This window comes from Glacieibacterium frigidum (genome assembly GCF_007097155.1).
GTDB lineage: Bacteria > Pseudomonadota > Alphaproteobacteria > Sphingomonadales > Sphingomonadaceae > Glacieibacterium > Glacieibacterium frigidum.
In genome coordinates, this window is the sequence record NZ_VJWA01000002.1 from 908129 (window position 1) to 931635 (window position 23507).

Genomic DNA, 23507 nt, shown 5'->3' on the forward strand with positions numbered 1-23507 from the left:
CTCCCCCTACACCGCGCGGCTGCCCGAAGGACCCCCACCGTGACTGCCGCGACGCATGCCCAGATTCGACTATCCGCCCTGCTCGGCCTTGCCGGGCCGGTGGTCGCGTCGCGGCTGGGCATAATGGCGATGGGGCTGGTCGATACGATCGTCGTCGGGCGTTATTCGGCGACCGAGCTCGGCTATCACGCGCTCGGCTGGGCGCCGACGATGGTCGTGCTGACCACCTCGATCGGGCTGCTGAGCGGTGTGCAGGTGCTGACCAGCCAGGCGATCGGCGCCGGCCGGGCGAGCGAGACCGGCGCGGTGCTGCGCCGCGGGCTTACCTACGCCTTCTGGCTGGGGATCGCGGCGGGGCTGCTGCTGACCATCGCCGGGCCGCCGCTGCTTCACCACGTCGGGCTGGCGCCGGACCTCGCCGACGGGGCGGGGCCGGTGCTGCAGATCTTCGCGCTGTCGCTGCTGCCGATCCTGGTCGCCGACACCGGCATCTTCTGGCTGGAGGCGCACGGCCGCCCGGTGCGCGGCGCGGTGTGCATGTGGGCGGCGAATATCGTCAACCTGGTCCTCAACCTGTGGCTGGTGCCCGGCGATTCGGGCTTCCCCGTCGACGGCGCGGTGGCGAGCGCCTGGGCGACCTTCATCAGCCGCTTCGCGCTGCTCGCCTTCGTCGCCTGGGTCATCCTGGCGTGGCCCGAGGCGCGTGCGTTGGGGGTGCGCGCCAAGCCGCCGCGCGATGCGCAAGCCTCGGCCCGCCTGCGCCGCATCGGCTATGCGGCGTCGCTCAGCTACTTCGTCGAGACCGCGGCGTTCGCGTCGATGAGCATCGTCGCGGGCTGGTTCGGGGCGATCAGCGTCGCGACCTGGGCGATCGTGCTCAACGTCGCGGCGATCATCTTCATGGGTCCGCTGGGGCTCGCGACCTCGACCGGCGTGCTCGTCGGCCGCGCGTTCGGCGCGCACGACCGGGCCGGGGTGCGCCGCGCCGGGCTGCTCGGCTTCGGCACGACGCTGGCGCTGACGCTCGGCATCTGCGCGGTCGTTGCGCTGGGCAACGAGGCGATCGCCAGCGCCTATACGCGCGACCCCGCGGTGCGCGCGATGACCGCGGCGGCGCTGCTGCTGTCGTGCCTGTTCTTCGTCGCCGACGGGCTGCAGGTCGTCGGCGCACAGGCGCTGCGGGCGCAGAACGACATCTGGGTACCCGCCGCGACGCACTTCTTCAGCTATATCGCGGTGATGATCCCGTGCGCGTACCTGTTCGCGGTGACGATGGACGGCGGCGTCAGCGGCATCGTTTGGGCGGTGATCGTCGCCAGCCTGGTGTCGGCGGGGCTGCTGCTGGGGCGGTTCGCGTGGATGGTCAGGCGGGCCTGAAACCCGTCTGTCGCGCAATCTCGGCCCACATCGCTTCGCCCAGCTTGCGCGTCACCGGACCCGGGTTGCCGTCGCCGATCGTGTGACCGTCGACGCGCACGACGCCGATCACCGGCGCGGTCGTCGCGGTCAGGAAGGCCTCGTCCGCCGCGAAGGCCTCGGCCAGCGTGAAGGGCCGCTCGTCGACGCCGATCTGCAGGTCCCGCGCCAGACGGATGACGCCCGCGCGCATCACCCCGGGGAGGATCCGTGCCGACAGCGGATGGGTGATCAGCCGCCCGCCGCGGACGATCCAGGCGTTGGTCGATGCCCCTTCGGCGACGGTGCCGGCATCGTCGACCAGCCAGGCCTCAAACCCGCCCGCCGCCTTGGCGCTCGCCTTCGCCAGCACGTTGGGCAGCAGGCCGACGGTCTTGATATCGCAGCGCCCCCAGCGCTGATCGTTGACGCTGGCGACCGCGACGCCCTTCGCCTGCATGCCGACGCGGCCTGCGAGATCGAACGGGCGGACCGTCATCACCAGTGTCGGGCGGTCGGGGCGGAAGCCATGGTCGCGCCGCCCGGCACCGCGCGTCACCTGGATATACAGCAGCGCCTCGCGCGCGCGGTTGGCCGCGATCAGCCGCCGCGCCTGCACCAGCAGCGCCGCCGTTCCCAGCGGTGCCGCGATGCCCAGCGCCGACAGGTTGCGCGTCAGGCGCGCGGCGTGCAGGTCCCAGTCGAACAGGCGGCCGTTCGCCACCGCGCAGACCTCGTAGACCGCGTCGGCGAACTGGAAGCCGCGGTCCTCGACCGACACGCTCGCGTCCGCCAATGGCACGTGGCGGCCGTCGACATAGGCGAGGCGCGGCATCCTATCCCCTGCATTGGCGTTGGATGGCGCTTAAAGCGGGTTTCGTTACGAGGGACAATATGACCGACCCGCAGATCATCTGGTTCCGGCAGGACCTTCGCCTCGCCGATCAGGCGGCGGTGGCGGCCGCCGCGCGCGCGGGGCCGGTGATCGCGGTGTACGTCCTCGACGACGAGACTCCCGGCAACTGGCGGATCGGCGGGGCGCAGCGCTGGTGGCTGCATCACAGCCTGGCGGCGCTTGCCGCATCGCTCGAGGCGCAGGGCGTGCCGCTGGTACTGCGCCGCGGGCGCGCGGGGACGGTGATTCCCGAACTTGTCCGGACAAGTGGCGCGGGCGCTGTCCACGCGCTGTGGCACTACGAGCCCTGGGCCCGCGTCCAGCAGGCCGAGGTCGCGGCCGAATGCGAGCTGCAGCTGCACGACGGCAATTACCTGCTGCCGCCGGGCACGGTGCGTACCGGCAGCGGAGGCCCTTTTCGCATCTTCACCCCGTTCTGGCGCGCGCTGCAGCAGCACATGCCGCCGCCCCCGCCGACGCCGGTGCCTGCGCTGACTGCCGCGCCCGTCCCCGACAGCGATACGCTCGCCGACTGGCAGTTGCTGCCGACCAGGCCAGACTGGTCGAAGGGTTTCAATGTCTGGACCCCCGGCGAAGCGGGCGCGCACGCGGCACTCGACGCCTTCGCCGGCAAGGCCGCCGCCTACGACCGCGCGCGCAACTTTCCGGCCGAGGCGGGCAGTTCGCGCCTGTCGCCGCACCTGCATTTCGGCGAGGTATCGCCGGGGCAGGTCTGGCACGCCGTCCCCGACAGCGACTCGTACCGCCGCGAGATCGCGTGGCGCGACTTTGCCGCCGGGCTGATCGACACCTTCCCCGACAGCCACGAGACACCCGGCCGGGCGCAGTTCGTGGACTTCGCGCACCGCGATGCGCCGGATGAACTCCGCGCCTGGCAGCAGGGGCGCACCGGCTATCCGATCGTCGACGCCGGGATGCGCGAGCTGTGGGCGACCGGCTGGATGCACAACCGCGTGCGGATGATCGCGGCGTCGTTCCTGGTGAAGCATTTGCTGATCGACTGGCGCGCCGGCAGCCGCTGGTTCTGGGATACGCTGGTCGACGCCGACCTCGGCAACAACTCGCTCGGCTGGCAGTGGATCATGGGGTCGGGGGTCGACAGTTCGCCGTTCAACCGCATCTTCGCGCCGGTGACGCAGAGCGCCAAGTTCGACGCGTCCGCCTATATTCGCAAATGGGTGCCCGAACTGGCGCGCGTTCCCGAGGCCGCGATCCATGCGCCGTGGGAGGCAGGCGGTGCGCGCGGCTATCCGCCGCCACTGGTCGATCACGCCGTGGCGCGTGCGCGGGCGCTGGCGGCCTACGCGGCGACCAGGGCCTAGCTGTAGAGGGCGAGCCGCGGCATGCCGGGCAGCAGGCGGCGGCGGGCGATCGTCACCCGGCTGACCGGCGCCGCGTCGGCGACGAAGCGCGCCGGGGTCATGCCGACGAACTGCTTGAACTCGCGGATGAAGTGCGACTGATCGTAGAAGGCGTCGCCCGCGGCTTCGGACCAGGTGCGCGCCTCGCCGGTACCCAGCCGCACCGCCGCCTGGAGCGCGCGATACTTGCGCGCGAGAAGCTTGGGCGACGCGCCGTAGTGGCGGCGCGACCAGCGCTCGACCTGCCGCGCCGACATGCCCGACGCCGCGACGAGCGCATCGACACGCGGATCGGGGCTGGCGGTCAGCCAGTCGTCGGTCAGGCGCAGGAACCACGCCGGCACCGCCCGCGGCCGCTCGAGCAGGCCGGTGAAGAAGCGATCGGCCGCCGCCACCCGCGCCGCGTCGTCGCGGGCGTCCGCAATGGCGTCGCAGGCATCGTCGGCGGCGACCCCGCACACCGTGCGCAGCTCGACGGCATCGTCGGCGAGTTCGTCGGCATCGGGACCGATCAGTGCGCTCCATCCGGCCGGCATCAGCCCCGCGCCGAAGCAGCCAAAGGGCCCGGTCGCACAGGTCTCGACAGGTGCCGCGGTCGGCCCCGACAGCAGCGCGGGCGGGCCGGCGACAGTGCGGCCGTCGGCGAAGCGGTAGGACAGCGTGCCGCGCACGACGAAGCGGACCTGGCCGAGTTCGGCGCGCATCCGGTCGCACAGCAGCGGGAGATCGGTCTCGCACCAGTAATAGGAGGAGACGAGGCCACGCAGCGCGGGCGCGGGGGCGAAGTAACGAACCTGGACCATGCGCGACGCCAACCCCGTTTGCGCGCGCGCCCACGGCCGATTATCGGCGGAAAGCGACGCGGCGTCAGACGGATACCCGGCCCGGTAACCCGTTCCGGCACTAAACGATTCGCCTGTGCGGGGGAAGTCCTATCGCGCGTCGGCGTAGATGCGGACGAGGGCGTGGAGATAGTCGCGCCCGTCGAGCACCGAGGTGACGCGGATCCGCTCGTCGAGGCCGTGGACGCCGCCGCCGTCGTCGTCGCGCAGGATCCCCGGCACGCCGTAGGACGGGATGCCGACCGCGGCGAGATAGATCGAGTCGGTCGCGCCGGTCGACATCGTCGGGATCATCGGGATTTCCGGGAAATGCTTCGCCGCCAGCCGCTCGGCGGGCTGCACGACCTTGGGATCGAGCGGCGTCGGCGTCGCCAGCGGCCCGCGTCGCGGCTTTGAGGTGATCGTCACGTCCGGGTCGCCGATCGCCGCGGCGAGGGCGGCCTGCGTGCCCTCGATCGTGTCGCCCGGGAAGATGCGGCAGTTGACGTTGCCCCGCGCGCGCTGCGCCAGCGCATTCTCGGCGTGGCCGGCGTCGAGGAGGGTGACCACGCAGGTCGTGCGCAGCGTCGAGTTGAGCAGCGGGTCGCGTGCCAGCAGCGCCTCCGCCGCGCCGTCCTGCGGGTTCGCGGCGATGCGCGCCATCGCGGCGCCGACCGGCTCGGCATACAGCGCGGCGGCGCGGGCGAAGAACGCCTGGGTCACCGGCGTCATACGGACCGGGAACTTGTAGGCCTGCACCTTGAGCACCGCCGCGGCGAGGCCGGTCACCGCATTGTCGGCGCGCGGCACCGACGAGTGGCCGCCGCGGTTGCGCACCTCGAGCGTGTAGTTGTGCGCCATCTTCTCGCCGACCTGCAGCGCCAGCGAGCGCGGCTTGCCGCTCGCATCGACCCGCCCGCCGCCGCCCTCGTTGAGCGCGAACTCGGCGTCGATCAGGTCGCGGCGGTTGGCGGCCAGCCATTCGGCGCCGTTGAACACGCCGGTCGTTTCCTCGCCGCAGGTCAACGCCAGCTTGACGCTGCGCTTCAGCCGCGGCTCGGCCTTCATGCGGATCAGGCTGTCGGCGAAGATCGCCGCCATCGCCTTGTCGTCGGCGGCGCCGCGCGCATAGAAATAGCCGTTCTCCTCGATCAGGGTGAACGGGTCGCGCGTCCAGTCGGCCTTCTTCGCCTCGACGACGTCGAGGTGCGCGAGCAGCAGGATCGCCTTCGCCTTGGGGTCCTTGCCCGGCAGGACGGCGACCAGCCCGCCCTCCTTCGGTGCCTCGGGCACGCTGAACAAATGCAGGTCGGCGTCGGCGAAGCCCGCCGCCTTGAGCCGCGCCGCGACGCGCTCGGCGGCCAGCGTGCACGACCCCGCCGACAGTGTCGTGTCGGTCTCGACGAGCTGCTTGTACAGGTCGCGGAACGCCGCCTCCCCGGCGCGCGGCGCCTGCGCGGAAGCGGAGCCCGCCGCGAGCGTGGCGGCGATAATGGTGCGGACGATCATGCGATTTCCCCCTGTTTGCGATCAGCGTAGCGCAAAGCACGCGGCTTGCCAGTGCCGGGGCGGACGGGGCAAACAGCGCGCATGATCCAGCTTCGCGCCGCACTCCTCCTCCCCCTCCTCGCCGCCGCCCCGCTCGCCCCCGACCGCCATGCCTGGCTGGAGGAGATCGAGGGCCCGCGCGCCATCGCGCAGGTCAAGGAATGGAACGCCGACGCCGCGAAGATCCTGACCGCCAGCCCGGGCTTCGCCGCGACGCGCGACCGGGCGCGCGCACTGCTGGAGGACGACCAGAGGATCGCGACGCCGAATACGGTGAACGGCGAGACGGTGCTCAACCTGTGGCAGGACGGCAAGAACCCGCGCGGCCTGTGGCGCGCCGCATCGCTCGACAGTTTCGCGAGCGGCAAGCCGGCGTGGCGGGTGCTGATCGACGTCGATGCGCTGGGCAAGGCCGAGGGCAAGTCGTGGGTGTGGAAGGGCGCCGACTGCCGCGCGCCGAGGTACGACCGCTGCCTCGTGTCGCTCGCCGACGGCGGCACCGACGCGGTGGTGGTGCGCGAGTTCGACATCGCAGCTGCGAAGTTCGTCGAGGGCGGCTTTGCGCTGCCCAACGCCAAGACCAACGTCGACTGGGCCGGCGACGACGCGCTGTATGTCGCGACCGATTACGGCGCGGGCAGCCTGACGACCTCCGGCTATGCGCGCATCGTCAAGCGCTGGCAGCGGGGCACGCCGCTCGCATCGGCAACGGTCGTCGGCGAGGGGATCGAGAAGGACGTGCGTGTCGGCACGCGGGTCTTCAACGACGGCGGCACCGCCTATCCGGTGTTCGAGCGCGGCGTCGATTTCTTCAACAGCGAGGTCAGCCATATCGCGGGCGACAGGCTGATCCGCTCGCCGCTGCCGACCGACGCCGAGATCGAGGATGTTCTCGACGGCCGAATGATCGCGCGGCTGCAGTCGCCGTGGCAGGGCCGCGCGGCGGGCACGCTGGTCGCCTATGCGATCGCCGACGTCGTCGCCGGCAAGGCGCCGGTGATCGAGACGGTGCTGGTGCCGACCGCGCGCCAGTCGATCGAGCAGGTCGCCGCCGGTAAGGGCGTGGTGTGGGTCAAGCTGCTCGACGACGTGTCGGGCAAGCTCGTCGCGCTGACGCGCACCGCGTCGGGCTGGCAGGCGGCACCGCAGCCGCTCGCCGCGAACTCGACCGTCCAGCTGAATGCGGTCGCGGGCGTGCGCGATCTCGCCTTCGTCACCGTCGAGGGGATGCTGACCCCGCCGACGCTCTATGCCGTCGTCCCCGGCGTGCCCGCACGCGCGGTCCAGTCGCTGCCGGCGCGCTTCGACGCCAGCGCGATGACCGTCGAGCAGCGCTTCGCCAAGTCCAAGGACGGCACGCGCGTCCCCTATTTCATCGTCCGCAAGAAGGGCGTTCGCGGCCCCGTGCCCGCGCTGGTCCACGCCTATGGCGGTTTCCGCGCCGCGCAGACGCCGACCTATCTGGTCGAGCAGCCGTACCGAGCCGGCCCCGTCGCGCTGTTCCAGGTCGAGCGCGGCAACGCCTTCGTACTGGCGAACATCCGCGGCGGTGGCGAATACGGCCCGGCGTGGCATCAGGCGGCGCTGCGCGAGAAGCGCCAGAACGCCTTCGACGACCTGCACGCCGTCGCCGAGGACCTGATCCGCACGAAGGTCAGCGCGGCGAAGCGCATCGCCATCTCGGGCCGCTCGAACGGAGGTTTGCTCGTCGGCGTCGCGATGGAGCAGCGCCCCGACCTGTACGGCGCGGTGATCATGGGATCGCCGCTGATCGACATGCAGCGCTATTCGAAGCTGTCGGCGGGCGCCTCATGGATGGGCGAGTACGGCAACCCCGATGTGCCCGCCGACTGGGCGTTCATCGGCAAATACTCGCCGTACCAGAACGTCCAGGCGGGCAAGAACTACCCTGCGCCGTTCATCTACACCTCGACCAAGGACGACCGCGTTCATCCGGGCCATGCGCGCAAGTTCGCCGCCGCGCTGGGCGAGACGGGTACGCGCTTTTACTATGACGAGGCGATCGAGGGCGGCCATGCGGCAGGCGCCGACCGGCTGGCCGATGCGCAGCGCGCCGCGCTGATCGACGCTTATTTAACGCGCGAGTTGAGTTCGAGCTCGGCGTCGACGAGCGCGCCCCAGGCGGCGAGGGTGCGGTCGAGCCGATAGGCCTCAGCGCGCTCGCCGGGCAGCACGCGGCCCTTCGCCGGGCCGGTCTGGCGCAGCAGCGCCGCCGACCACGCGGCGGGGTCGCCCGGATCGGCGATCAGCCCGTAGCGCTCACCGTCAAGCACCGCGGCCGCATTGCCCGCCGTCGCCGAGGCGACCACCGGCGTGCCGCAGGCGAGTGCCTCGAGCAGCGCGTTCGACGCGCCTTCCCACCACGACGGCAGCGCGAACACCGCGGCTCGCACCAGCCAGGCGAACGGATTGTCGGTGACGCCGGGCAGAGCGACGCGGTCGGCGATTCCGAGCGACTGGGCACGTGCCACCAGCTCGTCGCGCGCCGCGTCGCTGCCGCCGCCGAGCAGGACGAGGTTTAGTGGGCGGACGCGGTTGGCGCGCGCCACCGCGTCGACCAGCAGGCCGAGGTTCTTCTGCGGCACCAGCCGCCCCATCGCGAGGACGAACGGGTCGGCCCCGGCGGCGGCGAAGGGGTGCGGGCACGGCGACGCGGCACGCGCGCGGATGCGGTCGAGGTCGACGCCGTTCTCGATTACCACAGCCAGGCCGCTGGCGTGCGCCTTGGCCAGCCGCGCGTCGCCGAGCAGATGCGCCGAAACCAGCACGATGCGGTCGGCATCACTCAGCAGCGCCGCCATCTGGACATCGTCGCCGACCTTTGCCGGCATGCCCTTCGCCCGCCCGCCGCGGTTGTGGTCGATATCGTTCGAAAAACGGTAGATGCGGCGCAGACCGGTCAGTCCGCGCAGCGCCGCGAGGAACAGCGGATGGCCGCGATTGCCCGCCGAGATGACGATCTGCGGCGCCGTCGCGACGATCCGCGCGCGCAGCCGCCGCCCCAGCCCGATCAGCGCCAGCGGCCCGATCCGCCCCGCCCCGCCCAGCGTCGTGACCGCGATGCCATGCTCGTGCATCACGCCGCTGCGGCAGGTGATCAGTTCGACATCGTGGGTCTTCCCGAGCGCGTTCGCCAGCGCGAAGGCATTGCGTGCGACACCCGTCGCCGACAGGTCGAAGACGAAAATGGCGATGCGGGCGCGGGGCGGCATGACGGCGGTGTATCGACCACCGCGCCGCCTGCGCGCAAGCGCCGTGCTTGCATCGCCGGGCGCTTTCGGGTTCAACGCGCGGCCATGCTCAGGCTCTTGTCCTTTATCTTCACGTGGTGGAACGGCCCCGGCCTCGGCACGCGACTCTCGACGTGGCGCACCGGCACCGAGGTCGGTCGCGACGAGCAGGGCAATGTCTATTACGGATCGAAGGCCGGCCGCCGCTGGGTGATCTACAACGGCGCGCCCGAGGCGAGCCGCATCCCGCCCGAATGGTATCAGTGGCTGCACAAGACTGTCGATACGCTGCCGTCCGAGACCAAGCCGCGCGTCTGGGAAAAGCCCTGGGTGCCCAACCTGACCGGAACGAGTGGAGCCCATGCCCCCTCCGGGTCGTTGAGCGTCACCGGTAAGCGCGCCCGCGCGACCGGCGACTATGAGGCATGGACACCCGAATAAATGCGTACCCTGTTGAAAGATAACGTGATCGAGGCCCTCGTCGGGCTCCTCGTGCTGCTTGTCGCGGTCGGTTTCGTGGTGTTCGCCTACCAGCGCACCAACGCCGGCACCGCGGGCGGCTACACGGTCGCGGCGCGCTTTCCGAACGTGACGGGCGTGTCGGCGGGCACCGACGTGCGCGTGTCGGGCATGAAGATCGGCACCGTCACCGGCAGCCGCCTCGACGAGAAGACTTTCCAGGCCGTCCTCGACCTGTCGATCGACCCCAAGGTCAAGCTGCCGATCGATTCGAGCGCGGCGATCACCAGCGAGGGGCTGCTCGGCGGCAACTACATCTCGCTGACGCCGGGCGGCGATCCCGAGACGCTGAAGCCCGGCGACGAGATCACCGACACGCAGGGTGCGACCGACCTGATGGGGCTGATCGGAGGCTATATTAACGGCACCGGCAACAAGGCGGCCGCGCCCGCCGAGGGGGCTGCCGCGCCTGCTGCTGGCCCGCCGGCCGCCGTGACTCCGCCGGCGCAATGATCCTGCTGGCGTTCGCCGCGGCGGCGGTCGCCGTGACGCCGATGGCCGAACGCGTCGTGACCCTGAGCGCGCTCAACAAGCGCAGCGGGCGCGCCGAGACCTTCACCGCCAAGCCCGGCGAGCAGGTGTCGTTCGACGCGCTGACCGTCCGCGTCCGCGCCTGCGAGACGACACGGCCCGAAGAGCCCAAGCTGACCGGCGCGTTCCTGCAGATCGACGAGCGGCTGCGCGGCGGCGCGGCGCGGCGCCTGTATTCGGGCTGGATGTACGCCGAGAGCCCGTCGCTCCACCCGCTCGAGCACGCGCTCTACGACGTGTGGGTCAGGAGCTGCAGTATGCGCTTTCCCGCCGTCGGCCCCGATACGGTGGTTTCGGGTCGCGCCGCGAAGAGCGAGTCGAGCGCGAAGAAGTCGCCCGAGGCGGCGAGCGCGCCCTCCAACTGAACGCGGTAGGCGGCACGCGGCACCTCGACCGCGCCGAAGCCCGCGAGGTGGCTGGTCAGGAACTGCGTGTCGAGCAGGTGGAACCCGCCGACGCGCAACCGAGCGACGAGATGGACGAGCGCCACCTTCGACGCGTCGCGCACCCGGCTGAACATGCTCTCGCCGAAGAACGCCGCGCCGAGCTTCACCCCGTACAGCCCGCCGACGAGCTCGCCGTCCTGCCGGCACTCTACCGAATGCGCGTTGCCGCGCGCGTGGAGCGCACCATAGGCATCGAGGATCGTCGCGTTGATCCAGCTGTCGGCGCGGTCGGGCGCGGCGGCCGCGCAGGCGCGCATGACGCCCGGAAAATCCTCGTCGACGGTCACTTCGAACCGATCCTGCCGCACCGTCTTCGCAAGGCTGCGCGGGCAGTGGAAGCCGTCGAGCGGGATGATCCCCCGCTTCTTCGGCTCGACCCAGAACACGTCTTCCGCATCGACCGAATCGGCCATCGGAAAAGCGCCCAGGCGATAGGCGCGGAGCAGCAGGTCGGGATCGAGCCGCGCGCTCACCCCGCCCACACCCCCGGCCGCATGCGGTGCCAGCCGAGCGCATTCTCCAGCTCGTAGGCGAGTTCGAGCAGCACGCGCTCGCCGCCGGGGCGCGCGACGAACTGGATGCCGACCGGCAGCCCGCCCGCGAAGCCGATCGGCAGGCTGATCGCGCACGCGCCGCTGGCGTTCTCGATGGGCGTATAGGCGACATAGGTCTGCAGCAGCGCGCGCATCTCGTCATAACTCTTGCGCGGCGACAGCGTGCCGAGCCTGAGCGGCGGCAGGGCGAGCACCGGCGTCATCAGCACGTCGAAATCGTCGAATTGCGCGGTGTAGCGGCGCTCGAGGTCCTGCATCGTCGCAACCGCCGCCTCGAGCACGGGCTTGGCGAGCCCCGCGCCCTTGGCCGCCCAGGTCAACGTCGCTGGCTCGATATCGGCCTCGGTCACCGCGCGGCCCAGGAAGTCGGCCGCCGCCTTCTGCCGCGCCGCCGCGCCCGACGACCACAGCTTGTTGAACGCATCCGCCACCGCCGGGCCGTCGAACGCCGGGCGCGCGTCGCCGTAGCCGTGGCCGAGCTTGATCAGCAGCCGCCGCGCATCGTCGAACACGCGCCCCACGCCCGGCGCCGGCTCGACCCCCAGGCCGCTCGCCCTGAGCCCCCGGATGCGCAGCCTCGCCTTCGACGGCCCGGTCACCAGCCCGACGGGCGGATAGGCGGCGTCGGCACCGCGGACCTCGCACGCCGCGAACCACGCTGCGGTGTCGCGCACGGTGCGGCTGACGCAGCCGTTGACGCCGAAGTCGGTGACCTTGCGCGCGCCCTGCTCGCCCTGCATCCGGGCGCGGGACGGCTTGAGTCCGACCAGGTTGCAGCACGACGCCGGAATGCGGATCGACCCGCCGCCGTCGTTGGCGTGCGCCACTGCGACGACGCCTGCCGCGACCGCCGCCGCACTGCCCCCCGACGACCCGCCGCTCGAATGCCCCAAGTTCCAGGGATTGCGCGTCAGCCCGGTCGCCAGCGGCTCGGTGGTCGGCAGCAGGCCGAACTCGGGCAGCGTCGTGCGCCCGATCGACACCAGCCCGGCGCGCGCGATCGACGCCGCGATCGCCCCGTCAGCCTTGCCGACGCGCTTGGCGAACGCCCGGCTGCCGCTGGTAAACGGCAGGCCGCCCTGTTCGATATTGCCCTTGATCAGCGTCGGCACCCCGCCGAGCGGTCCTGCGGACGGCGCCCCGTCGCGGGCGCGGGCGAAGTTCTCCGACGCCAGCACGTTGAGCCGCGGGTTGATCCGCCCCAGCCGCGCGATCGCCGCGTCGACCAGCGCGCGCTGGGTCACGGTGCCTGCCGCTACCGCCGCCGCCTGCGCCACCGCATCGGCGGGCGGTGCGGCCCGGGCATCGACCCCCGACAGCGGGGCGACCGCCGCCAGCGTCGCGCCATGCCGCAGGAAGCCGCGCCGATCGATCGTCATCCATTTCCCCTCGGACGTTTCCGCGCACCGCAGCGCATGCGCACGCGCTTTGCAAGCCGGTTGGTTGCGAGCGCCCCCGCCAGCGCCTACATTGGAACCATGAGCGATCCCGTCCTGATGCCTGCTGCCGCCGCGCGCGTGAAAGCGATCGCCGCACGCCAGGGCAAGCCCGGGCTGATGCTGCGCCTCGCGGTCGACGGCGGTGGCTGCGCGGGCTTCCAGTACCGCTTCGCCCTCGAAAGCGAGCCCGGCCCCGACGATCTGGTGACCGGCACCGACGGCGTGACGATGCTCGTCGATGCGGTGTCGCTGCCCTTCCTCGACGGCGCGCAGGTCGATTTCGTCGAGAAGATCGGCGCCGCGGCGTTCGAGGTCCGCAACCCGCTGGCGACAAGCGGCTGCGGCTGCGGGACCAGCTTCTCGATCTAGAACAGCAGCCGCGCGGCGAGCGCCGCGAGCAGCGCCGGCGGCATGACCAGCGCGCCGACCTTCAGGAACTGCCAGAAGCCGACATCCAGCCCCTCGCGGCGCAGCGCGGTCAGCCACAGGATCGTCGCGAGCGACCCCGTCACCGACAGGTTGGGGCCGAGGTCGACCCCGATCAGCAGCGCATCGACGACCCGCGCCGGGGCCTGCGCCTCGGCGACCGCGGTGCTGGCGATCAGCCCCGCGGGCAGGTTGTTGACGAGGTTCGACGCGAACGCGACGACGACTCCCGCGACTGCTGCAGTCTGGTCCGCCGATACCTCCAGCCCCCGGCGCAAGGCGTCCGCCAGCCACGCCGTTCCGCCGCCCTGCGCGACGCCGGCGACCAGCACAAACAGGCCGCCGACCAGCGGCACCACCGACCAGGACACGCCGGCGAGCACCGGCATGAGCGCCGCGCGCCGAAGCGCCACCACCGCGGCGACGGTCAGCACACCCAGCGCGAATGTCGGCAGGCCGAGCGGAGTGTCGAGGGCGGACGCGATCAGCAGCCCCGCAGCAGCCACCCCGATCCCCGCCAGCGCGGTACGGCCGCTCGGCGACAGCAGCGACGGCTCGCTTCGCGCTGCACAGGCACCGCCCAGGCGGCGCGCCTGCGTCCAGCGCAGTACCGCGAAGGTCACGCCGATCGACGCGATCGACGGCAGTGCGAACCGCGCCAGCCACTCGCCGAGCGGCGGCATCGCCGCGCCGTGCATCACCAGATTGGCGGGGTTCGAGATCGGCAGCACGAAGCTCGCGGCATTGGCGACCATCGCGCAGGCGAACAAATGCGGCAGCGGATCGACCCGCGCCGCGCGCGTCGCGGCGATCACCGCGGGCGTCAGTACGACAGCGGTCGCATCGTTCGACATGAAGGTCGTGACCACGACGCCGATCGCGTAGACGAGCGCGAACAGCCGCCGCGGCGACCCCGCCGCCCGGTCGACCGCATGGCCCGCGAGCCAGTCGAATACGCCCTCGCGCCGCGCAACCTCCGACAGCAGCATCATGCCGATCAAAAACAGATAGACGTCGAGGCCGCCGGCGACCGCCTGCAGCGCCGCCTGCCACGGCAGCAGCCCACCCGCCAGCAGCAGCACCGCCCCCGCCACCGCCCACACCGCCTCCGGCAGGCGGAACGGCTGCGCGACGATGCAGGCGACGGCAGCGAGTACGATCGCCCAGGTGGCGATGTCGGATGGAGTCGGCGGCACGTCCGCCCCGACTAGAATGTCCGCGACAGCGGCGCCAGCGCGGCTGGGCGCATGAGAACGAATAGGGTATGAGCTTCGGACCGCCCACATGACCCATCGCCGGATCATCCACGTCGACATGGACGCCTTCTACGCGTCGGTCGAACAGCGCGACGACCCCGGCCTGCGCGGCCGTCCCGTCGCGGTCGGCAGCGCGCAGGCGCGCGGCGTCGTCGCGGCCGCCAGCTACGAGGCGCGCGCCTTCGGCGTGCGCTCGGCAATGGCGTCGGTGACCGCGCTCCGGCGCTGCCCGGCGCTGGTCTTCGTGCCGCCGCGCTTCGACGTCTACCGCGCCGTCTCGCTACAGATCCGCGCGATCTTTGCCGACTATACCGACCTGATCGAGCCGCTGTCGCTCGACGAAGCCTATCTCGACGTCACAGAGGATCGGCGCGGCATCGGCTCGGCGACCGCGATCGCGACCGAGATCCGCGCACGCATCCGCGAGACGACCGGTCTGACCGCCTCGGCGGGCGTGTCGTACAACAAGTTCATCGCCAAGCTCGCGTCGGATCAGAACAAGCCCGACGGGCTGTGCGTGATCAAGCCCGCGCAGGGACCGGCATTCGTCGCCGCGCTGCCGGTCAAGCGCTTCCACGGCGTCGGGCCGGTGACGGCGGCCAAGATGGCGCGGCTCGGCATCCTGACCGGCGCCGACCTGCGCGACCGCGACCTCGATCAGCTGACCCGCCAGTTCGGCAGCAGCGCCGGCTATTTCCACCGCGCCGCGCACGGCCACGACGACCGCCCGGTGCGCAGCGACCGGCCGCTGAAATCGGTCGGCGCCGAGCGCACCTTCGACCGCGACCTGGCAAGCGAGCCCGACCTGCTCGCCGCCCTCGACCCCGTCGTCGATGCCGCCTGGCGGCGGATCGAGCGCAGCAGTGCGACCGGGCGGACACTGACCCTCAAGGTCAAGTTCGCCGACTTCCGCATCATCAGCCGCTCGATGACGCGAACCACGCCGATCGCCAGCCGCGACGACGTGGCGTCGGCCGGAGCCATGCTGCTGCGCGCCCTGCTGCCCGTCCCGATGGGCGTGCGCCTGCTCGGCCTGACGCTGTCGGGACTGGGGACGGCGACGCCCGGTGAACCAGCGGATCTCGCGCTGGACATCTGACGCTGCGGAAATTCGAACTCGGCGAGGCTGGTGCCCGAGGGCGGAATCGAACCACCGACACGGGACTTTCAACCCCATTTGGTGGGTAGCCTAAAGGCGCCTGAACGGTTCCGACAGGCTCATTGCGTCTGCCTAAGGATCGATGCCGGCGGTCGCCATAGCGGCCCGCTCGAAGCTGGCGACGTCGATCAGGCCAAGGCGTGGATATTCGAGGTCGATGATGAGATACAATGTGATCGTCATTGTCACCGCAAAGCTCAGCATGTGCAGCCAGTCGCGCCGCGCGCTGCTCATCCCATAGTCGAGGCCAGGTTGGCGGAAGGCGTACTGGTCGCAGATCGCGACGCCGCAACGCGTCGTGCCGACCTTGAAGCCCGAGGTCGGCCATTCGACCGGACGCTTCGCATCGCCCCAGAGGAAGAGCTGATGCAGCGGCAGCTCGATCCCGTATTCGGCGGCGGCCCGGTCGAGCAGGACGGCCAGCGAGCCGCTCAACGGCATGTCCGCATAATAATTTATCTCAGGCGCCGACACCGTCAGCTTGAGGCCATCGTAATAGAGTTGGCGTTGTTGCGACCCGGTCGAGACCTCGGCGAACATCCTGTCGGGCAAAGCGACGACGTAGCGCAACCGAGCGTCATATTCGAGGCTCTGGCCATCCTGCGCTACGTCTCCGGTGCCGTCGGCCGTCACCTCGAAGCTCTTCAGCGACCGCAGATACGTCCCCATCGACGACAGCGCGGCCTTGGCCTCCGGGGTCAGCCCGGGCTTGCTCACCGGTGCCGGGACCGGCTTGGCGACGGCGGCGACCGAAATTGCTCCGGCGACCACCGCAAGCAGAAGTGAAGCACCGGCCAGCATGAGTGCTGGTCGATCGCCAGAAGCCGCATGGCGGCGTGTTTGCAGCTGAATTCGCATGATTGTTCCCCCGTTCCGATGCGAGTCGTCGCCCGTCGGTGCGGTGGCAAATGTCCGAAATCTGACAGTCTGCGTTTAATCTGTGCCTTGTTGCCGCGAACGGCATCGATGCTCGTCGTGCAATTCGGTTTGAGTGCTTCTGCCGACCCGGGTCATCGAACGCCGGGTCGGCCACGACTGACTCACGTAGTCCAGACAGCCGGATCGGGTTCGCTGCCGATATGGGCCAGCCCGTGCGCGATCGAGGTAAATTCGCCGCCTGTGGCAATGCGCTCCGCGCCAAAATGGCGGTCGAACATCGCCCTGATCGCGGGGATGAGTGAGGAGCCACCGGTCAGGAACACCCGGTCGACCGCGTCCGGCCCTATGCGGGCGGCGGCGAGGGCGTTGATCATCGTCGTCTCGATCCGCTGCAGATCGTCGGCGATCCATCCTTCGAATTCGTCGCGCCGCACCTCTGCGGCGATCGTCACGCCGCCACCTTCAAAGTGGAACGCAGCCCGGTCGTCGACGGAGAGTTCGCGCTTGAGCCGGCCAACGGCGTCATAGAGGGGAAGGCCCTGCTCGGCTTCGATCAGCGAAATCATGCGCCTGATCGCGTCCGGGTCGAGGGCGTCGCGCTGCAGTCGGCTGAGGTCGCCCAGGGTACGGCGATTACGCATGAGCGCCAGGCGCGACCAGTCGCCGAAATCCGCGAACCAGCCGTTCGGAATATCGAGCGTCTTCCCCATCGACCGGTACTGGCCGCCCTTGCCCAGCATCGGGAGGACGAGCCGGTCGACGATGCGGCGGTCGAACTGGTCGCCCGCGATGCCGACGCCCCCCGACGCCAGGGGCGCACATCGCCGCGTCGCGCCAGGCTCGGCCACCGACACCACCGAGAAGTCGGTCGTGCCGCCGCCGAAGTCCGCGACCAGCACCGTCGCCGGCTCGGTCAGCCGCGTGGCGTAGCTGAACGCTGCACCCAGCGGCTCGTAGACGTAGTGGAGTTCGACGCCGAACTCCCGAAGCATGAGGTCGTAGCGTTGGCGGGCGAGCACCGGGTCGGGCCGCGCGCCGGCATATTCGACCGGGCGGCCGACGATGATGCGACGGGGCCTCTCGTCCAGCCGTCCGCCCGCATGACCGACCAGACGCTGCAGGAACAGGCGGCCGAAGTCCTCGAAGCGGAACGCCTTGCCGAAAATCACCGCGCGTTCGAACGTCGCGCTCGCGGCCACGGTTTTGAATGATTGAACGAAGCGGCTGTCGAGCGGCGACTGCAGATACTCGGCGATTGCCCAAGGCCCGGCCTCGCACGCGATGCCGTCGCGCGCGCTCTCGTCCTCCCAGAAACAGAGCGCGGAACGGAACACCGCATCGCGCTTGTGCGGTCCCGTAAACTCGACCAATTCCGAACTGCCCGCACCGTCGGCGAGCGCCACCACGGTGTTGGTCGTGCCGAAGTCGAGCCCAAGCGCGCCGGCCGCTGGATCGCCGTTCATGAGACATGCTTTCATCGATCTGGTGGGGCGCAGCATGGCTAGCGCCCCGATGGCCTGGACGGCAGAACACCGCACCGCGCCACATCGATGAGGCCGTTGACGTATAATCGCCGCAAAATCAGCGATTGAACAGGACTTACACCAAGCCTCTGCCGACTGAGCGTTAGACCAGCCTAGCGCTTGAAAACGCTGGTGCCCGGGGGCGGAATCGAACCACCGACACGGGGATTTTCAATCCCATCTGGTGAGTAGCTCGAGACTGCCCAAACGTGCCTAAATAGTTGAACTGCAACGATTTATGAAATCGTAGAGTGGCCTGAGCATACCCAGTTTGGCCTAGGGTTGCTCGGCCCGATTACACAGGAATTACACACGCTCCAGTATCTCGCCGCTCACAGGATAAGTTCGTTGGAGAAGCTCTGCGTGCGCAATTGGTGTCTTCGTCTGGCGGCTAACACACCGATTGCACCCTGCGCAGAGTGTCCTTGATTTCGAGCAGATCGGCAGATCAAGCGGAGGATGTGGGCGCGTTCATGCGGCCACGGTTGACCTCGGCGCAGATGCCCAGTCTCTCTGATCAGTCGCAAGACGATGATCCTGTGCCGGAATCCGTACCCTCGATGCCCTCCATTTCGGAAAGGGCATCTGCTAGCTGGTCGGGCAAATCGCGTTGGGTGCTGTAAATGCGCCTGAGCCCCTCACCGAGCCGGTCTAGCCGCTTGTCGACCGTCTGCGAAAGCCCGACTGGCAGGGTGTCATCGTCATTACGCCGATCTGCCACCGCTCCACCTTCGAAGTTGATGTAGATCAACGCGCCTCGTGGCGGCCGGGATGCAAGTCTCGCTAGAATTTCATTAATTTGCTCGTCGGTATGCCGAACCCGACAATATCTTTCCGGAGGCGCAACGCAATCCTGTGAGCGATTGGCAATCTGGGATGCATGATCCGAATGAACGAGGAGTTTGGCGGAGACACGGCACAAGTTGAGCGACTACACACGCCGCATAAGTGCTATGAACTGGCGATGTAGCGGGCCTCGGTGCGTGGTTGCGAACCGCATCGACTGTCACGACGCTGGCCTAGTAACCGCAGGATCATGCCACAAGATAATGGACATGCGCAAGATGCTGAAGTTATCTACGGTCTGACTTCCGAAAAAAGGGTCAGAATCGATCAACTAACGATAGTAATAACGTCACTGAATGGGACGGTGCTCAATATTTTTCCGTCGCAGTCTTCAATATCGATCCGGTGACTGAGCACTAATCGACGGGTTTCCTTGATCGTCTCGCCGATTAAGGAGGCCGCTTGGTCAACGGTATGCGACCGAGCGGCCTTTAGGTCTTGCAACTCTATTCCTTCTTCATCACGTGCATCAATGTCATTGTGCAGGTGCAAAAAATATCTCGGCATCTACGATCCTCTGCGCGAACGACTTCGGGGATAGTTCGGATTGACCAGTGGTGGCTGTGTATTTGCTCTGACTCGGTCGAGATGCAGATAACCAGGATCAAAACCGCCGATCTGACGGAGTCGCGGGACGTCCGAAAGCGTCATGATCCGGCTGGCGATTGCCACCAAACCCTCGGCACGCAGGACCTGCATCGTGCGGTTGACGTGTACCGCCGTCAGGCCAACCGCGTCAGCAATCTGCTCCTGGGTCGGTGGGAAGTTGAAGCTGACTTCGTATTCCCTCTCCTGCGCGCCGACGCGTAAGCTCAATTCGCAAAACAGGTGAGCAAGCTTTTCCTTGGCGGATCGCCGGCCCAGGGAAAGCGCCCATTTTGCCAGGATCGCGTTTTCTACTAGCGCCAGCCACGTAAACGCGCGCGCAATCCCCGAATGTTGTGTAGCGAGTGCCAAGGCCAATTCACGCGGTAAGGCTACGATCGTTGCTGCAGTCATTGTCCGCACGCCGCAGTCCGGCCGATCAATCAACAGAGCTTCGAGATTGCATAGATCGCCGGGCACCAGAAGCGCCGAGAAGTGACGACCGCCGCCGATAGTCGTTGCGTATCGGCAAGCCCATCCTTCAACAATAAACAGTAGGCTGTCGGCTAGTTCACCCTCGCTCACCAGATCGACATGAGCGTTGACCGATCGCCGCGACGTGACCGCCTGTTGCAGAGCCCGTCGTTCTTCAGATGATAAATAGTATGAGTTCCACAGGCGGGTGCATTTGAGCGGTTCGTCGTCCGATACGCGTTTGATGGCGCAGCTCCGCACTGTCGGCCATTTCCCCAGATGAAATGGTTCAGGGCGGTACAGAACAGAAGCCGAGCGACATGTCTGTTGGCTACGCAACATAAGCGGGGCTCATTGAGCCTGCTCTGCGGCGATCAATCAGTCGCAAATCCTGCATCTACCGTGGCGAAGCTGAAGGAAGCCGCTGGCTGGATCGGTCGTATCGAAACGCATTTCCGTTATTCCTGGGTGAAGGCTTCCCGGATTAATTCAGGTTCGCGCGGGAACGACGCGAGCCGCCTACGAGCCGCGCATGGCCATTTTCTTCACCCACTCCAGCCTCGGCTCTGATCTTGCGGAAGACCGGGAAGGAAATGAATTTGATGACCTGCAGAGCGCTCGCCGAGACGCGTTGATGGCAGGCCGATTGATCGTCGCGGATGAAATCAGGATGGGCTCGAACGCCGTCGACCTGAAGCTGTATGTCGATGACGAGCGCGGCAATCGCGTTGCGACGCTTACCTATACTGCAATGGTTGTGAGCCTGTGACGGTCTAGACGCTCCAAGCTATGTTACAGCCCGGCCTAGTTGAGTGGCTGTCGGCGACTCGCCAATCGAAGGTCCGGTTTTCAGCAACAGAGCGACCGGCCGACCGGTCGCGGCAAAGCAGAAGGTCATTCTCGACCGGTAGGATCTGGCGCCGGCGAGCACCGACAAATGCCGCTTCAATGGCCCGGAACGATCGGCGACTTCAGAACGACAAACCGCTGGCTCGTCAGACGATTGTAGGGGTCAGCCACCGACGCGGCTCGCGAGGCCTGGGCACATCTTTCGCCACGCCAGACACAGGATCCTGTTACCGCATGTGCCATGTCTGTTGATTATCTGACGATCCGGCTCACGCCTGTTGCCTACCCAACAGACACGAAACTGGCGAGATAGTCGCTCGTTAGACGTAACCGCCCTGCGGCTGGGACGGAGCTTCCCAGTATGACCAAACCCCAAGTTGACGAGACGGTTCACAAGAACCAGCTGCTCGGCGCGTTCACGGCCGACGCGCTCGACCGGATCATGCCTCACATGAAGCGAGTCGACCTGAAACTTGGAGCCGTGGTGTGCGAGGCTGGAGCCAGCCTATCTCACGCGTACTTTCCCGAAGGAGCCGTTTTGTCGCTCCTCACCGTCCTGGAGAACGGGTCGGAAATCGAATGCGCAAACATCGGCCGCGAAGGAGCGTTCGGCCTGTTCTCGGCAATGTACAGCCGGACGTCGTTTAATCGATGCACGGTACAGCTCGAAGGGCCAATGCTCCGCTGTCCTATCGAGCCGCTGCAGAAGGAGTTTCACGGCAGTTCCCAAATGCAGGACCTGTTCGTCAGCTATTCGGAGACGCTGTTATCGCAGGTCATGCAGACCGTTGCGTGCAACTCTCTGCACACGGTCGAAGAGCGTTTGTGCCGATGGCTGTTGATGATGCACGACCGAGCCGAGGGTGAGAAACTGACATACACTCACGAGTTCCTCTCGCGGATGATGGGAGCGAACCGGACATCAGTCACCCAAGCTGCCCAGTCGCTGCAGAACAAGGGCCTCATAGCTTATCGCCGAGGATTGATGCAGGTCGTCGACAGGGCGGGTCTCGAGGCAGCCGCGTGCGAATGCTATGCGATTGTCAGAACACGGTTCGATGCTTTTCTCACCCCACCTTCCAGTGCTGCCGCTGGTGACAACGCTGGTCGCACACAGACTTCATAATTCTCCGCAGCCAATGCCACGAAATGCGATGCCGACAACCGGGCTTTCTCGTCGAGCGCAATCGATTTCCCTGGATGCTTGCGGTGGCCTTGCTGAGAAATCGATAGTCGGTAGACAGCGGCGGCTGCGGTAGCCTCAAGCCATATCGGTGGGCATCACTGCCAGCAGCGTATATGGGTCATCGAGCCACGAGGCCTCGCGCGGCTTGTAACGTGCCATACAATCCACTCAGTGATACGGTACCGCGATCCGCGCGCAGCCTCGTGCGATGCGAACGGAGCGCCATCGAAATCGCTGGCGCTCGTGGCTAGAAGAAGGTTCCAATGCACTCTGTGTTAATCAAAATGCGCGTGCTGGGAACTGTGATATCGGGGCAAGGGGCGGCATAGTGGAGGAAGATACGGGAGCGCCGAAAATCGAAGAGCTGCTAGCCACCCCGGCGCTAGTAGACGCACTTGAGAATGACCGTTTTAGACAGTTCCTCGATCACGTCCCTGTCGCAATTGCAGTGTCCGAACTGCATCCGTCGGAAAACATCACATACTGCAATCTTGAATTCGAGCGACTGACCGGGCTTCCGGCGGCCGAGATCGCCGGAACGAACTGGTCCGCATTGCCGGGCGTCGCGGCTCCCCGTCATGACGACACACTCCTCAGTGACGCCGTGCAGGCCGGTGAGGAGTATCTCGGCACGTTCACCATTGAACGGGACGGTGAGAGCTTCAACGTCGACGCTTGGTCGAACACGATCGAGAATGACGAAGGCACGCCCATCTATCGTTTGGTCGCATTGGCCGGCTCGGGCGCGGAAACACGATCGGCCGACGAGCGGCATGCTCAACAGTTACGGTCGAAGGACGAGCTGCTTTTGGAGCTGCAGCACCGGGTCAAAAACAATCTTCAGATGATTACGGCTTTGATCCGTATGGAGGCCCGGAATCTCGGCGACAGCGAGGCAGGTTCGCGTTTCGATAATCTCGCCGGCCGGATCAGCTCGCTCGCGATCCTATACGATCTGCTGGACGGGAGAGGCGCAGGAGATGCTGTCGATCTCGGCGTCTATCTCAGTCAGATCGCCTCGTCGGTCATGCAGGCCCACGCACAGGAGGGCGTACGTCTGGAACTCAAAGTCGACACTTGGCCGGTCTCCATCAACGTTGCGATGCCTGCGGGGTTGGTCGTCAACGAACTCATGACGAATGCCCTGAAGCACGCGTTCGTGGGCCGCGATGGCGGTATCATCGCGCTTTCGAGCCTCGTCGACGAGGCCGGTTGTCATGTCGTGATTTCGGATGACGGCGTCGGTCTGCCGGCCGACGCGATTTGGCCAAAACCTGGCAAACTCAGCGCCGTGATCGTCCGGTCACTCCAGAATAATGCAAAGGCAAAGATCGACGTGAGCTCGGCGCCCGACGGGGGCATGCGAGTCACCATCTTTTTCGCGCGTGAAGCGGCCGCCCCTGAGGCGCAGATCTAAGGCGAGCGAGCGCGGTCGCTTGCGCCATGAGCACAATCATCAGGCTCGAAAATCTGCTCCGACAGATGTCGTTACAAAGTTTGGACAGGCAGACTGCCGAGCTTCGGAACTATGGGCGTGATTACG

At 67.7% G+C, this 23507-nt stretch carries 22 protein-coding genes and 1 pseudogene; 11 read left to right on the top strand and 12 right to left on the bottom strand.

What is annotated here, in order from left to right; genetic code table 11:
- The first annotated feature begins 39 nt into the window (after positions 1-39).
- A complete protein-coding gene (locus FMM06_RS13850) occupies positions 40-1377 on the top strand; it encodes an MATE family efflux transporter (protein WP_235889319.1) in 1338 nt (445 codons plus the stop codon).
- On the opposite strand, the gene FMM06_RS13855 is transcribed toward FMM06_RS13850, so the two are convergent.
- A complete protein-coding gene (locus FMM06_RS13855) occupies positions 1364-2230 on the bottom strand; it encodes a D-amino-acid transaminase (RefSeq protein ID WP_144334931.1) in 867 nt (288 codons plus the stop codon). The genes FMM06_RS13850 and FMM06_RS13855 overlap by 14 nt on opposite strands.
- Positions 2231-2289: 59 nt before the next feature.
- On the opposite strand from FMM06_RS13855, the gene FMM06_RS13860 reads away from it, so the two are divergent.
- A complete protein-coding gene (locus FMM06_RS13860) occupies positions 2290-3633 on the top strand; it encodes a cryptochrome/photolyase family protein (RefSeq protein WP_144334932.1) in 1344 nt (447 codons plus the stop codon).
- Here FMM06_RS13860 and FMM06_RS13865 read toward each other — a convergent pair.
- A complete protein-coding gene (locus FMM06_RS13865) occupies positions 3630-4475 on the bottom strand; it encodes a helix-turn-helix transcriptional regulator (protein WP_144334933.1) in 846 nt (281 codons plus the stop codon). The genes FMM06_RS13860 and FMM06_RS13865 overlap by 4 nt on opposite strands.
- Positions 4476-4604: 129 nt before the next feature.
- Positions 4605-6002 carry a M20/M25/M40 family metallo-hydrolase gene (locus tag FMM06_RS13870; RefSeq protein WP_144334934.1) on the bottom strand — a complete coding sequence of 466 codons (1398 nt, stop codon included), beginning with the start codon at positions 6000-6002 and terminating at the stop codon, positions 4605-4607.
- A gap of 81 nt (positions 6003-6083) precedes the next feature.
- Here FMM06_RS13870 and FMM06_RS13875 point away from each other — a divergent pair, with 81 nt between their 5' ends.
- Positions 6084-8210, top strand: coding sequence for a prolyl oligopeptidase family serine peptidase (locus FMM06_RS13875; protein WP_144334935.1), 2127 nt, complete (start codon positions 6084-6086; stop codon positions 8208-8210).
- Here the strand turns inward: FMM06_RS13875 and FMM06_RS13880 are convergent.
- The gene (locus FMM06_RS13880) at positions 8132-9274 is read right to left on the bottom strand and encodes a glycosyltransferase (RefSeq protein ID WP_144334936.1); all 1143 of its coding nucleotides are present in this window, start codon (positions 9272-9274) and stop codon (positions 8132-8134) included. The genes FMM06_RS13875 and FMM06_RS13880 overlap by 79 nt on opposite strands.
- An 84-nt stretch (positions 9275-9358) precedes the next feature.
- Between FMM06_RS13880 and FMM06_RS13885 the strand changes: the two genes are divergently transcribed.
- The 3 genes and pseudogenes from FMM06_RS13885 to FMM06_RS17275 form a co-directional block, all read left to right on the top strand.
- Positions 9359-9733 carry an NADH:ubiquinone oxidoreductase subunit NDUFA12 gene (locus FMM06_RS13885; protein ID WP_144334937.1) on the top strand — a complete coding sequence of 125 codons (375 nt, stop codon included), beginning with the start codon at positions 9359-9361 and terminating at the stop codon, positions 9731-9733.
- 24 nt (positions 9734-9757) lie between these two features.
- Entirely contained in the window at positions 9758-10264 is a 507-nt protein-coding gene (gene mlaD / locus FMM06_RS13890) for an outer membrane lipid asymmetry maintenance protein MlaD (protein WP_235889320.1), read from the top strand.
- 41 nt (positions 10265-10305) lie between these two features.
- Positions 10306-10536, top strand: a pseudogene (locus FMM06_RS17275) (DUF2155 domain-containing protein); the annotation flags it as partial.
- Between the two features lie 35 nt (positions 10537-10571).
- Here the strand turns inward: FMM06_RS17275 and aat are convergent.
- Together aat and FMM06_RS13905 are read right to left on the bottom strand one after the other, a co-directional pair.
- Complete coding sequence (aat, locus tag FMM06_RS13900; RefSeq protein WP_144334940.1) at positions 10572-11261, bottom strand: leucyl/phenylalanyl-tRNA--protein transferase; 690 nt, start codon at positions 11259-11261, stop codon at positions 10572-10574.
- Positions 11258-12721, bottom strand: coding sequence for an amidase family protein (locus FMM06_RS13905; RefSeq protein WP_144334941.1), 1464 nt, complete (start codon positions 12719-12721; stop codon positions 11258-11260). Before FMM06_RS13905 ends, aat begins: the two co-directional genes overlap by 4 nt.
- A 99-nt stretch (positions 12722-12820) precedes the next feature.
- Between FMM06_RS13905 and FMM06_RS13910 the strand changes: the two genes are divergently transcribed.
- Positions 12821-13150 carry a HesB/IscA family protein gene (locus FMM06_RS13910; protein WP_144334942.1) on the top strand — a complete coding sequence of 110 codons (330 nt, stop codon included), beginning with the start codon at positions 12821-12823 and terminating at the stop codon, positions 13148-13150.
- Here the strand turns inward: FMM06_RS13910 and FMM06_RS13915 are convergent.
- Entirely contained in the window at positions 13147-14403 is a 1257-nt protein-coding gene (locus FMM06_RS13915; protein WP_235889321.1) for an arsenic transporter, read from the bottom strand. The two genes, FMM06_RS13910 and FMM06_RS13915, sit on opposite strands and share 4 nt — an antisense overlap.
- A gap of 88 nt (positions 14404-14491) precedes the next feature.
- Here FMM06_RS13915 and dinB point away from each other — a divergent pair, with 88 nt between their 5' ends.
- Positions 14492-15562 (top strand): DNA polymerase IV, encoded by a 1071-nt coding sequence (gene dinB, locus FMM06_RS13920; protein WP_144334944.1) that lies wholly within the window; start codon positions 14492-14494, stop codon positions 15560-15562.
- 132 nt (positions 15563-15694) lie between these two features.
- Here the strand turns inward: dinB and FMM06_RS13925 are convergent, their stop codons facing one another.
- The 5 genes from FMM06_RS13925 to FMM06_RS13940 form a co-directional block, all read right to left on the bottom strand.
- Positions 15695-16480, bottom strand: a complete 786-nt coding sequence (locus tag FMM06_RS13925; RefSeq protein ID WP_144334945.1) for a DUF2092 domain-containing protein — start codon at positions 16478-16480, stop codon at positions 15695-15697.
- A 182-nt stretch (positions 16481-16662) separates the two neighbouring features.
- Positions 16663-18000, bottom strand: a complete 1338-nt coding sequence (locus FMM06_RS13930) for an Hsp70 family protein (RefSeq protein ID WP_235889322.1) — start codon at positions 17998-18000, stop codon at positions 16663-16665.
- A gap of 541 nt (positions 18001-18541) precedes the next feature.
- Positions 18542-18775: a hypothetical protein gene (locus FMM06_RS13935; RefSeq protein WP_144334946.1), complete on the bottom strand. Its 234-nt coding sequence runs from the start codon at positions 18773-18775 to the stop codon at positions 18542-18544.
- 362 nt (positions 18776-19137) lie between these two features.
- On the bottom strand, positions 19138-19377 hold the full coding sequence (locus FMM06_RS17435; protein ID WP_407925201.1) for a DUF6894 family protein: 240 nt from the start codon (positions 19375-19377) through the stop codon (positions 19138-19140).
- Positions 19378-20271, bottom strand: a complete 894-nt coding sequence (locus FMM06_RS13940; RefSeq protein WP_144334947.1) for a Crp/Fnr family transcriptional regulator — start codon at positions 20269-20271, stop codon at positions 19378-19380.
- Between the two features lie 190 nt (positions 20272-20461).
- Between FMM06_RS13940 and FMM06_RS13945 the strand changes: the two genes are divergently transcribed.
- The 3 genes from FMM06_RS13945 to FMM06_RS13955 all read left to right on the top strand — a co-directional run bounded on the left by FMM06_RS13945 (position 20462) and on the right by FMM06_RS13955 (position 23381).
- On the top strand, positions 20462-20698 hold the full coding sequence (locus FMM06_RS13945) for a DUF6894 family protein (RefSeq protein ID WP_144334948.1): 237 nt from the start codon (positions 20462-20464) through the stop codon (positions 20696-20698).
- 441 nt (positions 20699-21139) lie between these two features.
- Positions 21140-21904: a Crp/Fnr family transcriptional regulator gene (locus FMM06_RS13950; protein ID WP_144334949.1), complete on the top strand. Its 765-nt coding sequence runs from the start codon at positions 21140-21142 to the stop codon at positions 21902-21904.
- Positions 21905-22292: 388 nt separating this feature from the next.
- Entirely contained in the window at positions 22293-23381 is a 1089-nt protein-coding gene (locus FMM06_RS13955) for a sensor histidine kinase (protein ID WP_235889323.1), read from the top strand.
- Positions 23382-23507: the final 126 nt, after the last annotated feature.